The sequence below is a fragment of the Shinella sp. G-2 genome, assembly GCF_050172695.1.
GTDB lineage: Bacteria > Pseudomonadota > Alphaproteobacteria > Rhizobiales > Rhizobiaceae > Shinella.
In genome coordinates this window covers 263,438-276,103 of the sequence record NZ_JBBEYH010000002.1, presented here as the reverse complement: position 1 = coordinate 276,103, position 12,666 = coordinate 263,438, and the positions used below count along the sequence as shown (strand labels likewise).

Annotated in this window: 17 protein-coding genes and 1 pseudogene; 9 read left to right on the top strand and 9 right to left on the bottom strand. The window is 65.5% G+C overall.

The annotated features are described in order from the left end of the window. Window positions 1-108 precede the first annotated feature (108 nt). Complete coding sequence (locus V8U06_RS05235; RefSeq protein ID WP_226919618.1) at window positions 109-327, bottom strand: DUF2842 domain-containing protein; 219 nt, start codon at window positions 325-327, stop codon at window positions 109-111. 187 nt (window positions 328-514) lie between these two features. Here V8U06_RS05235 and V8U06_RS05230 point away from each other — a divergent pair, with 187 nt between their 5' ends. Beyond that, window positions 515-1,585: a COX15/CtaA family protein gene (locus tag V8U06_RS05230; protein ID WP_427139769.1), complete on the top strand. Its 1,071-nt coding sequence runs from the start codon at window positions 515-517 to the stop codon at window positions 1,583-1,585. 149 nt (window positions 1,586-1,734) lie between these two features. On the opposite strand, the gene argC is transcribed toward V8U06_RS05230, so the two are convergent. From argC to V8U06_RS05205, 5 genes are all read right to left on the bottom strand, one after another. Next, window positions 1,735-2,667, bottom strand: coding sequence for an N-acetyl-gamma-glutamyl-phosphate reductase (gene argC, locus V8U06_RS05225; protein ID WP_427139768.1), 933 nt, complete (start codon window positions 2,665-2,667; stop codon window positions 1,735-1,737). Window positions 2,668-2,773: 106 nt separating this feature from the next. Then, window positions 2,774-3,727, bottom strand: a complete 954-nt coding sequence (speB, locus tag V8U06_RS05220) for an agmatinase (RefSeq protein WP_427139767.1) — start codon at window positions 3,725-3,727, stop codon at window positions 2,774-2,776. Window positions 3,728-3,857: 130 nt separating this feature from the next. After that, window positions 3,858-4,334 carry a 30S ribosomal protein S9 gene (rpsI, locus tag V8U06_RS05215; protein WP_203318588.1) on the bottom strand — a complete coding sequence of 159 codons (477 nt, stop codon included), beginning with the start codon at window positions 4,332-4,334 and terminating at the stop codon, window positions 3,858-3,860. A gap of 2 nt (window positions 4,335-4,336) precedes the next feature. Next, window positions 4,337-4,801 carry a 50S ribosomal protein L13 gene (gene rplM / locus V8U06_RS05210; RefSeq protein ID WP_427139766.1) on the bottom strand — a complete coding sequence of 155 codons (465 nt, stop codon included), beginning with the start codon at window positions 4,799-4,801 and terminating at the stop codon, window positions 4,337-4,339. Between the two features lie 229 nt (window positions 4,802-5,030). Next, a complete protein-coding gene (locus tag V8U06_RS05205) occupies window positions 5,031-5,462 on the bottom strand; it encodes a PaaI family thioesterase (protein ID WP_226919612.1) in 432 nt (143 codons plus the stop codon). A 136-nt stretch (window positions 5,463-5,598) separates the two neighbouring features. On the opposite strand from V8U06_RS05205, the gene V8U06_RS05200 reads away from it, so the two are divergent. After that, a complete protein-coding gene (locus tag V8U06_RS05200; protein ID WP_427139765.1) occupies window positions 5,599-6,414 on the top strand; it encodes an enoyl-CoA hydratase in 816 nt (271 codons plus the stop codon). 4 nt (window positions 6,415-6,418) lie between these two features. Here the strand turns inward: V8U06_RS05200 and V8U06_RS05195 are convergent, their stop codons facing one another. Genes V8U06_RS05195 through V8U06_RS05185 form a run of 3 tightly spaced genes read right to left on the bottom strand, consistent with a single transcriptional unit; the run spans window position 6,419 to window position 7,845 of the window. Further along, the gene (locus V8U06_RS05195) at window positions 6,419-6,688 is read right to left on the bottom strand and encodes a Txe/YoeB family addiction module toxin (protein WP_427139764.1); all 270 of its coding nucleotides are present in this window, start codon (window positions 6,686-6,688) and stop codon (window positions 6,419-6,421) included. Beyond that, complete coding sequence (locus V8U06_RS05190; RefSeq protein WP_226919609.1) at window positions 6,685-6,951, bottom strand: type II toxin-antitoxin system Phd/YefM family antitoxin; 267 nt, start codon at window positions 6,949-6,951, stop codon at window positions 6,685-6,687. Before V8U06_RS05190 ends, V8U06_RS05195 begins: the two co-directional genes overlap by 4 nt. Before the next feature lie 57 nt (window positions 6,952-7,008). Continuing rightward, complete coding sequence (locus tag V8U06_RS05185; protein ID WP_427139763.1) at window positions 7,009-7,845, bottom strand: EamA family transporter; 837 nt, start codon at window positions 7,843-7,845, stop codon at window positions 7,009-7,011. A 250-nt stretch (window positions 7,846-8,095) separates the two neighbouring features. Between V8U06_RS05185 and V8U06_RS05180 the strand changes: the two genes are divergently transcribed. The 7 genes and pseudogenes from V8U06_RS05180 (at window position 8,096) to arsB (ending at window position 12,666) form a co-directional block, all read left to right on the top strand. Beyond that, window positions 8,096-8,533: a CoA-binding protein gene (locus tag V8U06_RS05180; RefSeq protein ID WP_226919607.1), complete on the top strand. Its 438-nt coding sequence runs from the start codon at window positions 8,096-8,098 to the stop codon at window positions 8,531-8,533. A 63-nt stretch (window positions 8,534-8,596) separates the two neighbouring features. Continuing rightward, window positions 8,597-9,025 (top strand): CoA-binding protein, encoded by a 429-nt coding sequence (locus V8U06_RS05175; RefSeq protein ID WP_427139762.1) that lies wholly within the window; start codon window positions 8,597-8,599, stop codon window positions 9,023-9,025. A gap of 114 nt (window positions 9,026-9,139) precedes the next feature. Then, complete coding sequence (locus tag V8U06_RS05170; protein WP_427139761.1) at window positions 9,140-10,423, top strand: O-acetylhomoserine aminocarboxypropyltransferase; 1,284 nt, start codon at window positions 9,140-9,142, stop codon at window positions 10,421-10,423. A 250-nt stretch (window positions 10,424-10,673) separates the two neighbouring features. Beyond that, window positions 10,674-11,027, top strand: a complete 354-nt coding sequence (locus V8U06_RS05165; RefSeq protein WP_427139760.1) for an ArsR/SmtB family transcription factor — start codon at window positions 10,674-10,676, stop codon at window positions 11,025-11,027. After that, window positions 11,024-11,464 (top strand): arsenic resistance N-acetyltransferase ArsN2, encoded by a 441-nt coding sequence (gene arsN2 / locus V8U06_RS05160; RefSeq protein ID WP_427139759.1) that lies wholly within the window; start codon window positions 11,024-11,026, stop codon window positions 11,462-11,464. The genes V8U06_RS05165 and arsN2 overlap by 4 nt, the downstream gene beginning before the upstream one ends. Before the next feature lie 15 nt (window positions 11,465-11,479). Beyond that, window positions 11,480-11,578, top strand: a pseudogene (locus tag V8U06_RS05155) (arsenate reductase ArsC); the annotation flags it as partial. Between the two features lie 29 nt (window positions 11,579-11,607). Continuing rightward, a complete protein-coding gene (arsB, locus tag V8U06_RS05150) occupies window positions 11,608-12,666 on the top strand; it encodes an ACR3 family arsenite efflux transporter (protein WP_427139758.1) in 1,059 nt (352 codons plus the stop codon).

Here is a 12,666-nt window from a genome sequence, read left to right as displayed (position 1 = left end):
CGACCCTAGGCGGCAGACCTCAGGAAATGGTTTAATCCGGCACACAACCCGCCGTTTGCCTTCGGGAAATCGGCAGGTGCGGTTAGCAATTCCATAACGGCGGGCGGTCTATTCGCCGCGCGGCTTTTCCGGCTTTTCCATCCACTTGATGATGACCATGGCCGGCACGATCCACAAGAGACCCGTCACGGTGAAATAGAGCAGGTGGATATACCACGGCGACTGGCCGAGCATGGCGGAGGCAACGGCCGTGGCGACCACCGCATAGGCGAGCACGAGGATGATGATCAGGATCGTGCCGATCAGTTTGCGGAGGCGAGGGGGCATTGTCGGTCTTTCGATTGCGTGGCGGCGGCAGGGCGCGACGGCATGCCGCAAAGGTTCGGGCCTTGTTTTGCACGGGCGGGTCGGGCAAATCAACGCTGGAGCAGTTTTCCCCTTGAAATTGCCTAAGTGCATTGCCTTGCAAAAGCCGGAACGGCGGCCCGCCGCCGTGCTGACAGGAGCCGACAGAATGAGCCTCGCGACCGCCTATAGCAGCTTCAACGAAACGGACAGGACCGACCGCAACCGTCGGCAGGTGCGCCGGTGGCTGGGCCTCGTGCTGTTCACGCTGTTCGTGCTCGTCCTTGTCGGCGGCGCGACGCGGCTCACCGAATCGGGCCTGTCGATCACCGAATGGAAGCCGGTCCACGGCGTCATCCCGCCCATCACGGCGGCCGAATGGCAGGAGGAGTTCGACCTCTACAAGCGCATTCCGCAATATGAGCAGATCAACAAGGGCATGACCGTCGAGGAGTTCAAGACGATCTTCTGGTGGGAATGGGCCCACCGGCTGATCGCCCGCTCCATCGGTTTCGTCTTCGCCGTGCCGCTCGCCTTCTTCTGGCTGACGGGCCGTATCGAGAAGAAGCTGCGCTGGCCGCTCGTCGGCCTTCTGGCGCTCGGCGGCTTCCAGGGCTTCATCGGCTGGTGGATGGTGTCCTCCGGCCTTGCCGAGCGCGTCTCGGTCAGCCAGTACCGTCTGGCGACCCACCTCACCATCGCCTGTCTCATCTTCGCCTGGACGACGTGGCTGATGCGGGCGCTGTCGCCGCACAGCGACGACGCCATTCCGAGCGACGGCACCCGCCGCATGGCCGGCATCATCGCCTTCATGGCGATCTTCCAGATCTATCTCGGCGCGCTCGTCGCCGGCCTCGACGCGGGGCTCACCTACAACACCTGGCCGCTGATGGACGGCGCGGTCGTTCCGGGCGGCCTCTTCGTCCAGCAGCCCTGGTGGATCAACCTCTTCGAGAACCCGAAGACCGTGCAGTTCGTGCATCGCCTCGGCGCCTATGCGCTCTTCACGCTGGTCGTCATCCACATGGTCTGTTCGCTGCGCGCCGCGCCTCAGACCACCCATGCCCGCCGCGCCCTCGTGCTCTTCGCCCTCGTCTGCGTGCAGGCGACGATCGGCATCCTGACGCTCGTCTGGCAGGTTCCCCTCGGCTGGGCGCTGGCGCACCAGGGCGGCGCGCTCGTCGTGCTCGGCTTCGCGGTCGCGCACTGGCGCGGCTTCTATGGGGAAATGGAGCGCTAAGCATTTCCAGCCGAAGCGGAGCTTCGGCGTCGGATAATGCGGCAAGAACAAAGAGCATTTCCAGCCGAAGCGCCGCGCTCCGGCTCTCTCGTCCCTCACCCCGCCCTGCGGGGGGAAGGCGCTGGCGGGGCGAGGGGCCGAAGGCCGCCTCAGCCCTTCAGCATCAGGTCCATGTTCTGGACGGCCGCGCCCGAGGCGCCCTTGCCGAGATTGTCGAGCAGGGCGACGAGGTTGACATGCGGCGTGCCGGCGGTGCCGAAGACGTAGAGCTTCATGCGGTCCGTATCGGCAAGCTCCACCGCGTTGACGCGGGAAAGATTGGCGCTTTCCTTCAGATCCACCACCTCGACGATGTCCTGGCCGGCATAATGCGCGACGAGCGCCTCATGGATCGCGCCGAGCGAGGCTTGGTCGTTGAGGTCGGCGAGGTAGAGCGGCACCTGCACGATCATGCCCTGCGGGAACTTTCCGACCGAGGGCGAGAACAGCGGCGCGCGCGACAGCATGCCGTGCATCTGCATTTCCGGCACGTGCTTGTGCTTGAGCGTGAGGCCGTAGAGGAAGTGCGGCGCGTCGATGTGCTCGGGATGCGCCGCATCTTCCATCTGCGCGATCATCTGCTTGCCGCCGCCCGTATAGCCGGAGACGGCGTTGACTGTCACCGGATAGTCCTCGGGCAGGATGCCGGCAAGGCGCAGTGGACGCAGGAGCCCGATGGCGCCGGTCGGATAGCAGCCGGGATTGGCGACGTAGCGCGCGCTGGCGATCTTCTTCGGCTGTGCGCGGTCCATTTCGGCAAAGCCGTAGGCCCAGTCGGGATGGACGCGGTGCGCCGTCGAGGTGTCGATGATGCGCACGGAATTGTTGCCGGCGACCATGGCGACGGCGTCCTTCGCCGCGTCGTCGGGCAGGCAGAGGATGGCGACATCGGCGCTGTTCAGCAGGTCCTCGCGCAGCTGCGCGTTGCGGCGCTCCGCCTCGGGGATCGACAGGAGTTCGACATCGTCGCGGCCGGCCATGCGCGTGCGGATCTGGAGGCCCGTCGTGCCGTGTTCGCCATCGATGAAGATCTTCGGTTTCATCTGCAATCCATCCTGTTTGTGCGGTTCAGCGCCGATATAGCCCCTCGGCCCCCCATGTTCAACGGCGCATGCAAGCGCGCTTCGAGGGGGGCGTTGAAGGGCGCGTTCAGCGCCGCTCGGCCAGCCATTCGGCGCGAAGGCCGAGCATGTACATGGCGATGGTCGAGCCGGCGATGGCGGTGATGTCGGCATGGTCGTAGGCGGGCGAGACTTCCACGACGTCGGAGCCCACCACATGCAGCGCGCCGAGCTTGCGCAGCACCGAGAGGATCTTCGCGCTGGTCGGGCCGCCGGAGACCGGCGTGCCGGTGCCGGGCGCGAAGGCCGGGTCGAGGCAGTCGATGTCGAAGGTCAGATAGGTCGAGCGCGCGCCGACATGGCGCACGATCGTGTCGGCGAGCTCGCCCGCGCTCATCTCCTCCACCTCGTAGCCATAGACGATGCGGATGCCGCAATCCTCCGGCGCATGGGTGCGGATGCCGATCTGGATCGAGCTTTCCGCGTCGATCAGGCCTTCGCGCACGGCGGTGCCGACGAAGGAGCCGTGGTCGATGCGGCCCTTCTCGTCCGGCCAGGTGTCCTGGTGGGCGTCGAACTGCACGAGGGAGAGGGGGCCGTATTTCTCCACATGGGCGCGCAGCAGCGGCAGCGTGATGAAGTGGTCGCCGCCGAGCGTCAGCATATAGGCGTCGGACTTGAGGATCTTCTTCGCCTCGCGCTCGATGGTGGCGGGCGTCTTCTGGTGGTTGCCGTAGTCGAGCAGGCAGTCGCCATAGTCGACGACGGCCATGTTCTCGAAGAGGTCGCGCTCGAAGGGATATTGCGGATCGTTGTCCATGATCGCCGAGGCGCGGCGGATGGCCTGCGGCCCGAAGCGCGTGCCGGGGCGGTTGGAGGTGGCCGCGTCGAAGGGAATGCCCCAGACGACCGCGTCGACGTCCTTCAGCACCTTGGTATAGCGCCGGCGCATGAAGGAGAGGATGCCCGCATGGGTCGGGTCGGAGGCCGCGCTCTTCAGCGTCTTGCCCGTGATGGCGTGGTCGATCGTCTTGTTGCCCATGAAAGTCCCTCCGGAATCTGGCCGGACGTTCGCCAATCGCGGGGCGTAAGGCAAGGGCTTTGTTGCCCCTGAAAACGAAAAGGCCGGGGCGAACCCCGGCCTTTCCTGAAGACCCAAGTCTTCCGAGCGATTAACGCTTGGAGAACTGGAACGAACGACGGGCCTTGGCCTTGCCGTACTTCTTGCGTTCGACGACGCGCGAGTCGCGGGTCAGGAAGCCGCCCTTCTTCAGAACCGTGCGCAGGCCCGGCTCGAAGTAGGTCAGTGCCTTGGAGATGCCGTGACGAACGGCACCGGCCTGGCCGGAAAGGCCGCCGCCGGCAACGGTCGCGTCGATGTCGAACTGGCCGTCACGGGCAGCTGCGACGATCGGCTGCTGCAGGATCATCTGCAGGACCGGACGGGCGAAGTAGGCTTCGAACGACTTGCCGTTGATGGTGATCTTGCCGGAGCCCGGCTTGACCCATACACGGGCAACGGCGTCCTTGCGCTTGCCGGTTGCGTAGGAACGGCCCTGGGCGTCAACCTTCTTGACGTGAACCGGGGCGGAAGCGGCCGGAGCTGCAGCGGCGACGCCGAGGTCCTTGAGCGAGGAGAGGTCGGCCATGATCAGGCGCTCCTTGTGTTCTTGCTGTTCAGCGCGGCGACGTCGAGGACGGTCGGCTGCTGGGCTTCATGCGGGTGGTTGGAGCCGGCGTAGACGCGCAGGTTCTTCATCTGGCGACGGCCGAGCGGGCCGCGCGGAACCATGCGTTCGACAGCCTTCTCGAGGACGCGCTCCGGGAAGCGGCCTTCGATGATCTGGCGAGCCGTACGCTCCTTGATGCCGCCCGGGTAACCGGTGTGCCAGTAGTACTTCTTGTCGGAGTACTTCTTGCCGGTGAAGACGACCTTGTCGGCGTTGATAACGATGACGTTGTCACCGTCGTCGACGTGGGGCGTGAAGGTGGCCTTGTGCTTGCCGCGCAGGCGGTTTGCAATGAGGGTAGCGAGGCGACCGACAACGAGGCCTTCGGCGTCGATGAGGATCCACTTCTTCTCTACCTCGGCGGGCTTCTGTACGAAGGTTGCCATGGGAGTAGCTCTTTCTTTAGGGTCCCGAAGCCTTGGGAGCTGCGGGCGTTTCTTGTTGCTTGGTTTGGCCCCTTGCGGATGCCAAAAATCGAAAGCGGCCCCAGAGGACCGCGATCTGGGCGGCTTATAAGCGAGTGCCGATGGGGCGTCAAGGGACGCGTTCCGGAGGGTGCTAAAGATAGATAAGCAAAAACAATGGCTTATTGTTGTGGTAATTCAATACCACAAATTATCGCGGCGGAATCGAATAGGTCGCGGTCGCATGCGCCACCAGATCCTCGCCATTCTCGTCGAAAATCGAGGCGTCGACCACGGCGAGCCGCTTGCCGAGCTTGAGGATCCGGCAGGTGCAGGAGAGGGGGCCGGGCGCGGGCTTGCGCAGGAAATTGATGTTGAGATTGGTGGTGACCGCGAGCGCCACCGGGCCGATATGGGCAAGCACCGCGCACCAGGCGCCGACATCGGCGAGCGCGAAGAGGGTGGGACCGGAAATCGTGCCGCCGGGGCGAAGGTGCCGCTCGTTGGGCATCAGGCGCATGACGATGGCGCCCGGGCCGACCTCCACCACCTCGAAGACCTTGCCGTCCGTGTGAAGCTGCGGAAAATCGGCTTCGAGGAAGCGGTTCAGCCCCTCCGGGTCCATGATCGGCGTCAGTTGCATGGCATTCGTCTCCTGTCGCCTGCTTTACAGACCGATTTTCCCGCCGCGGCAAGCCCTGAGAAAGTCTATGCCGGCGCGCTTGAAACCGGCTGCCGCGCGGCGTAGGACCGCAGGCGGACAACAGAGGGAGACGGTCATGGCAGATGTGGTGTCGTTCAGGAAAGAGGAACCGGCCGGCCTCGTGCGTGTCGAGCGCTCCGGGCCGGTGCTGCGGATCACGCTCAACAACCCGCCCGCCAACGCCCTTTCCATCGCCGTCATGACGGCGCTCGGCGAGGCGCTCGACGCGGCCGCCGTCGACGATGCGCTGCGCGTCGTCGTGCTCGCCTCCACCGGCAAGGTCTTTTCCGCCGGCCACGACCTCAAGGAAATGACGGCGCATCGCGAGGATGCCGATGGCGGGCGCGCCTTCTTCGAGAAGACCATGCGCATGGCCGCCGATCTCATGCTGAAGATCGCCGCCCTGCCGCAGCCGGTCGTCGCCGAGATCGACGGTCTCGCCACTGCCGCCGGCTGCCAGCTCGTCGCAAGCTGCGATCTCGCCATCTGCACCGACACCGCCACCTTCTGCACGCCGGGCGTCAATATCGGCCTCTTCTGCTCGACGCCGATGGTCGCTGTCACCCGCGCGGCCCATCCCAAGCAGGCGATGGAAATGCTGCTCACCGGCGAGACCATCGACGCATCCACCGCCAAGGATTTCGGCCTTGTCAACCGCATCGTGCCGCAGCAGTACCTGCGCCAGGTCGTCGACAAATATGCCGCCGTCATCGCGTCGAAATCGCCGCAGGCCCTGCGCATCGGCAAGGCCGCCTTCCGCGCCCAGGCCGGCCTGCCGCTGCCCGAAGCCTATGACGTGGCCGTGACGACGATGGTCGACAACATGTTCGCGGACGACGCGAAGGAGGGCATCGGCGCCTTCCTCGGCAAGCGCATGCCGGAGTGGCCGTGACGCGTCAGCCGTAGTGATAGCGGCAGGCGGCGATTTCCAGCATCTGGGCCGCGCCGCTGCCGGTCACGCGATAGACGAGGCGATGTTCCTGGGTAATGCGCCGCGACCAGAAGCCTTTCAGCTCGCCGCGCAGCGGTTCTGGCTTGCCGGTTCCCGAGAAGGGATCGCGGCGGCATTCCTTGATCAGCGCCACGACCTTCTCCACCGTCTTGCGGTCCGTTTCCGTCCAGTAGGTGAAATCGGCCCAGGCCTCGGGAGAAAAGCAGATCTTCATTCGCCGGGGGGCAAGTCGTCGAGCGTCTTGCCGATCCCCTTGCCCGCATCCAGCGACCGAATGGAGCGCTGGAGATGGTCGCGGTTCGCCGGGCTGGCCGTGAGGTAGATCGTCTCTTTCCAGCTTTCAAAATCGGCCAGCGACATGACGACCATGGGTTCGCGGTTCTGCCGCGTGACGATCAGCTCGTCCCGGTCGGCCTCGACGCTGTCGAAGTGCTTTGCGATATTGGCCCGCAGTTCGGATAGGCTGACGACCTTCATGACGCATTCCTTTGTACGTATGTTCGTACATACACCGGAGCGGCCGGAATTTCAATGTCACGCCAGCTTCAGCACCAGCACGCCGCAGGCGATCACCGCGCCGGCGATGTAGCGCCAGATGCTGGCCTTCTCCTTGAGGATGAAGACCGAGATGAGCAGGGCGAAGAGGATGGCGGTCTCGCGCAGCGCCGCGACGGTGGCGACGGGGGCCTTGGTCATGGCCCAGAGCGCAAGGCCATAGGAGGCGATGGAGCCGGCGCCGCCGAAGAGGCCGCGCGCCCAGTTGCGCCGCACATGGTTCCAGACGGTCCGCGTGCCTCGCCGCGAGATCGCCCAGCCGAACAGCAGGACGGGCGGCAGCAGCGCCATCCAGAGCGTATAGGACACGGCATTGCCGGAGATGCGCGCGCCCGCGCCGTCGACGAAGGTATAGGTGGCGATCACGATGGCATTGGCGAGCGCCAGCAGGATGGCGTGCCGGCCGCCATGGCGCGACTCGAAGGCGAGCGTCAGCACGCCGGCCGAGATGACCAGCACGCCGGCAAGGGCGGTCGCCGTCAGGTGCTCGCCGAGCACCACGCCGCTTGTCATGGCCACCAGCAGCGGCGCGGTGCCGCGCATCAAGGGATAGACGAGGCCGATGTCGCCGGCGCGGTAGGCGCCCGCCACGAGCTGGAAATAGGCGAATTGCAGCACGGCCGAAACGAGGATGAACGGCCAGGCCTCGGGCTTCGGCAGCGGCACGAAGGGCAGGAAGGCGAGGCCAACGGCGCCCGCGCCGAGCGCCACCATCGCCGCGTCGAGGGACTTGTCCGAGCCGGCCTTGACGATGGCGTTCCAGGTCGCATGCAGGGCTGCGCCGAACAGCACGAGAAAGAGAACGTCTAGCGGCAATCTGGGACCTCGAAGGGGGAGGGCATGCGGGAGGGGAACGCCCCCTTCATCCGCCCAAAACCGGCGATTTGCAATCGCGATTTTCAGCCCCGGCATGCCGATTGCGCCGGAAACCCCAAAATCTGACCCGCTATGGCACAGATCCCGGCCGAACGGGCGCTTGAAGCCTGTCGTCTTCTTTAGGATTCCGCGCTATTATGACGGGTGGAAGACGAGTGAGAGACGGTCGCGAACGCCGAAGGAGGCAGCGATGAACCACGATCACTATCCCGACAGCTACATCCGCCATATCCTGAGGTCGGTGCACACCATCGCCGTGCTCGGCGCGTCGCCCAACGATGCGCGCCCGAGCCATGGCGTGATGGGGTTCCTGCTCGGCAAGGGCTACCGCGTCATCCCGGTCAATCCCGGCCATGCCGGCAAGGAGATCCTGGGGCAGACGGTCTATGCCCATCTTGCCGACATTCCCGAACCCGTCGACATGGTCGATGTCTTCCGCGCGGCGAACCAGTTCCAGGCGGTCGTCGACGAGGTGCTGGCGCTGCGTCCGATGCCCTCCGTGCTCTGGGGCCAGTTCTCGGTGCGCGACGATGCGGCCGCGGCGCGGGCGGAGGCGGCGGGCATCCGCGTCGTCATGGATCGCTGCCCGGTGACGGAATATCCCGTCCTGATGCTCAAGGCTTCCTGACGGCCCCGAACTTGACTTCACGTAGCGTTACCCCAATTCTCCGCGCAGAAACGGGACAACGCCATGAATCACGATTCCTATCCGGACTACTACATCGCCGACATTCTCCGCACGACGAAGGTGATCGCGCTCGTCGGCGCCTCGCCGAACCCGGAGCGCCCGAGCTATCGCGTCATGGCCTTTCTCCTGCGCAAGGGCTACCGCGTCATTCCCGTCAATCCCGGCCAGGCCGGCAAGGAGATCCTCGGCCAGACCGTCGTCGCGCGCCTTGCCGACATTGCCGAACCCATCGACATGATCGACGTCTTCCGGGCGGCCGATGCGCTGCCCTCCGTCGTGGAAGAGGCCCTGGCGCTGTCGCCGCTGCCGAAGGTCATCTGGGGTCAGCTTTCCGTGCGCCATGACGCGGCGGCGGCGGCCGCGGAGGCCGCCGGCGTCAAGGTGGTGATGGACCGCTGCCCGGCCATCGAATATCCGCGCCTCGTCGCCTGAGTTTCTTCACGCAAAGCGCGTTGCGTTGAGGCGCGCCTTTGCGGAAAAACTTTCTTTGACCGGCATCTATCTCTCTGAAATAGTCGCGAAAACGTCTGCCAGGGAGGCCATTTCATGACGAAGAACAAGCCCGGATTTTCCACGCTCGCCGTTCACGCCGGCGCACAGCCCGACCCGACCACGGGCGCACGGGCGACGCCGATCTACCAGACCACCAGCTTCGTCTTCAACGACACGGACCACGCCGCCTCGCTCTTCGGCCTGCAGGCCTTCGGCAACATCTATACCCGCATCATGAACCCGACGCAGGCCGTGCTGGAAGAGCGCGTCGCCGCGCTCGAGGGCGGCACCGCGGCGCTCGCCGTCGCCTCCGGCCATGCCGCCCAGCTCCTCGTCTTCCACACGATCATGCGCCCGGGCGACAATTTCGTCGCCGCGCGCCGGCTCTATGGCGGCTCGATCAACCAGTTCGGCAACGCCTTCAAGAGCTTCGACTGGCACGTGCGCTGGGCCGATACGGACGATCTTTCGACCTTCGAGAGCCAGATCGACGACAAGACCAAGGCGATCTTCATCGAGAGCCTGGCCAATCCCGGCGGCACCTTCGTCGATATCGCCGGCATTGCCGAGGTCGCCCATCGCCACGGCCTGCCGCTCATCGTCGACAACACCATGGCGACGCCCTACCTCATCCGCCCGCTGGAGCACGGCGCCGACATCGTCGTGCATTCGCTGACCAAGTTCATGGGCGGCCACGGCAATTCCATGGGCGGCGTCGTCGTCGACGGCGGCACCTTCGACTGGTCGGCCTCCGGCAAGTATCCGGCCCTGTCCGAGCCGCGCCCGGAATATGCCGGCGTGGTGCTGCACGCCACCTTCGGCAATTTCGCCTTCGCCATCGCCTGCCGCGTGCTGGGCCTGCGCGATTTCGGCCCGGCGATCTCGCCCTTCAACGCCTTCCAGCTTCTCAACGGCATCGAGACGCTGCCGCTGCGCATGCAGCGCCATTGCGACAACGCGCTCGCCGTCGCCACCTGGCTGAAGGGTCACGACAAGGTGTCCTGGGTCAACTATGCCGGCCTTGCCGATCATGCGAACCATGCGACCCAGCAGCGCTATTCGCCGAAGGGCGCGGGCGCCGTCTTCACCTTCGGCCTGAAGGGCGGCTACGAATCGGGCAAGCGCTTCGTCGAGGGGCTGGAAATGCTCTCGCACCTCGCCAATATCGGCGACACGCGCTCGCTGGTCATCCATCCGGCCTCCACCACCCATCGCCAGCTTTCCCCGGAACAGCAGACGGCCGCCGGCGCGGGCCCGGATGTGGTGCGCCTGTCCATCGGTATCGAGGATGTCGCCGACATCATCGCCGATATCGAGCAGGCGCTCGGCAAGGCCTGATACCCTTCGCCAGCGATCCCGGCGCGCCCTGTGGCGCCGCCGGACATTCGGCCTTCCGCCCCGGCAAGCCTCGTCTTGCCGGGGCGATTTCTTGACGGGACCGTCCGCCCGGCGGCGCGACGCGCGTCGGGACACGGAGCCGCCGGCCGAGAGCGCGGCGGCAACCGGGTGTGACGCAGCGATCCAAGCTTCCTTGAAACGGGCCGGTTTCGAGCGTTGACAGAGATATAATATCCGTTATTCTGGATATATGGATAGCAACACAGCCATCGCCGCGCTTGCCGCGCTCGCCCAGTCCACCCGGCTCGAGACGTTTCGGCTTCTCGTCCGCCACGAGCCCGATGGCGTGCCCGCCGGGGAGCTCGCCCGGCTTGTCGACGTGCCGCAGAACACCATGTCCGCGCATCTCGCGACCCTCTCCCGGGCGGGCCTCGTGACGAGCGAGCGGCAGAGCCGTTCGATCCTCTACCGGGCCGATCTCCAGGGGCTTCGCGACCTGACGCTCTTTCTGGTGAAAGACTGCTGCGGCGGATCGGTCGAACTCTGCGCGCCGCTGATTGCCGAACTTGCACCCTGCTGCGGACCCGCGGTGAAGTCGTCATGAGCGACATCCGGCTGGAGCCCGTTCCGGGAAGCGATCCCGATTTGCAACGCGCCCTGTCCGCGTCCGGCCTTCCGGTCGAAGATCTCGAAGATCCGGGGCGGTCGTTTTTCAGGGCGCTTTGCCCGGATGGTGGCCCGTTCGGCTATGCCGGCATCGAAGCCTGCGGCGACGCCGTGCTCTTGAGGTCGATGGTCGTCTTGCCCGAGCGGAGGGGCAGGGCGCTTGGAAAAGCGCTGGCGAAGGCGGTGTTGAACGCCATCGGCGACGGCAAGGCGGTCTTCCTGGCGACGACCTCTGCCGCGCCCTTCTTCGCAGGTCTCGGCTTCATCGTGGTCCAGCGGGCCGAGGTGCCGCCCGCCGTTCTCTCGACCCGTCAGCTTTCGGGCATCTGCCCGGCATCGGCAACGATCATGAAATTCACCAAACCTCCGACCTGACCACGGAAAACGACCATGACCGACAAGACCTGCAACGTGCTCTTCCTGTGCACGGGCAATTCCGCTCGTTTCCTTCTCGCCGAATCCATTCTCGGCAAGGAGGGCGGCGGCCGCTCGACGGGAATTCCGGGAAAGATCGCCTGATGTCCACGTTCGAACGCTATCTCACCCTTTGGGTCTTTCTCTGCATCGTCGTCGGCGTCGCCCTCGGCCATCTGATGCCCGGCGTTTTCCAGGTCATCGGAGCGGCCGAGATCGCGAAAGTGAACCTGCCCGTCGCCGTGCTGATCTGGCTGATGATCGTCCCGATGCTCATTCGGATCGATTTCCGCTCGCTGGCGCAGGTCGGCACCTACTGGCGCGGCATCGGCGTGACCCTGTTCATCAACTGGGCCGTCAAACCCTTTTCCATGGCGCTGCTGGCATGGCTGTTCGTGGGCTGGCTGTTTCGTCCCTATCTGCCGGCCGCGCAGGTCGATTCCTACATCGCCGGGCTGATCATCCTTGCGGCTGCGCCCTGTACGGCGATGGTGTTCGTCTGGAGCAACCTGACCCGCGGCGCGCCGCTGTTCACGCTGTCCCAGGTCGCCTTGAACGATGCCATCATGGTCGTCGCCTTCGCGCCGATCGTCGGGCTGCTGCTTGGCCTGTCGGCCATCACCGTGCCCTGGGACACGCTGGTTCTGTCGGTCGCGCTCTATATCGTCGTGCCCGTCGTCATCGCGCAGGTCCTGCGAGGGCGCCTGACCGCCGACGGCACGACCAGGGCGCTCGACGCCATGCTTGCGACATTGCAGCCGCTGTCGCTCGTCGCGCTGCTGGCGACACTCGTGCTCCTCTTCGGCTTCCAGGGCGAGCAGATCATCGCGCAGCCGGCGATCATCGCGCTGCTGGCGGTTCCCATCCTCATCCAGGTCTATTTCAACGCGGCACTGGCCTATCTCCTGAACCGGCTGTCGGGCGAGCGTCATTGCGTTGCCGGACCTTCGGCCCTGATCGGGGCCAGCAACTTCTTCGAACTCGCGGTCGCAGCCGCCATCAGCCTGTTCGGCTTCCAGTCCGGCGCGGCGCTGGCGACGGTCGTCGGCGTGCTGATCGAAGTTCCCGTGATGCTCACGGTCGTCTGGGCCGTGAACCGCAGCAGAGACTGGTACGAGGCCTCTCCCGCCGTCTCCCGCAACACCGTTCCTGAAAGGACATGA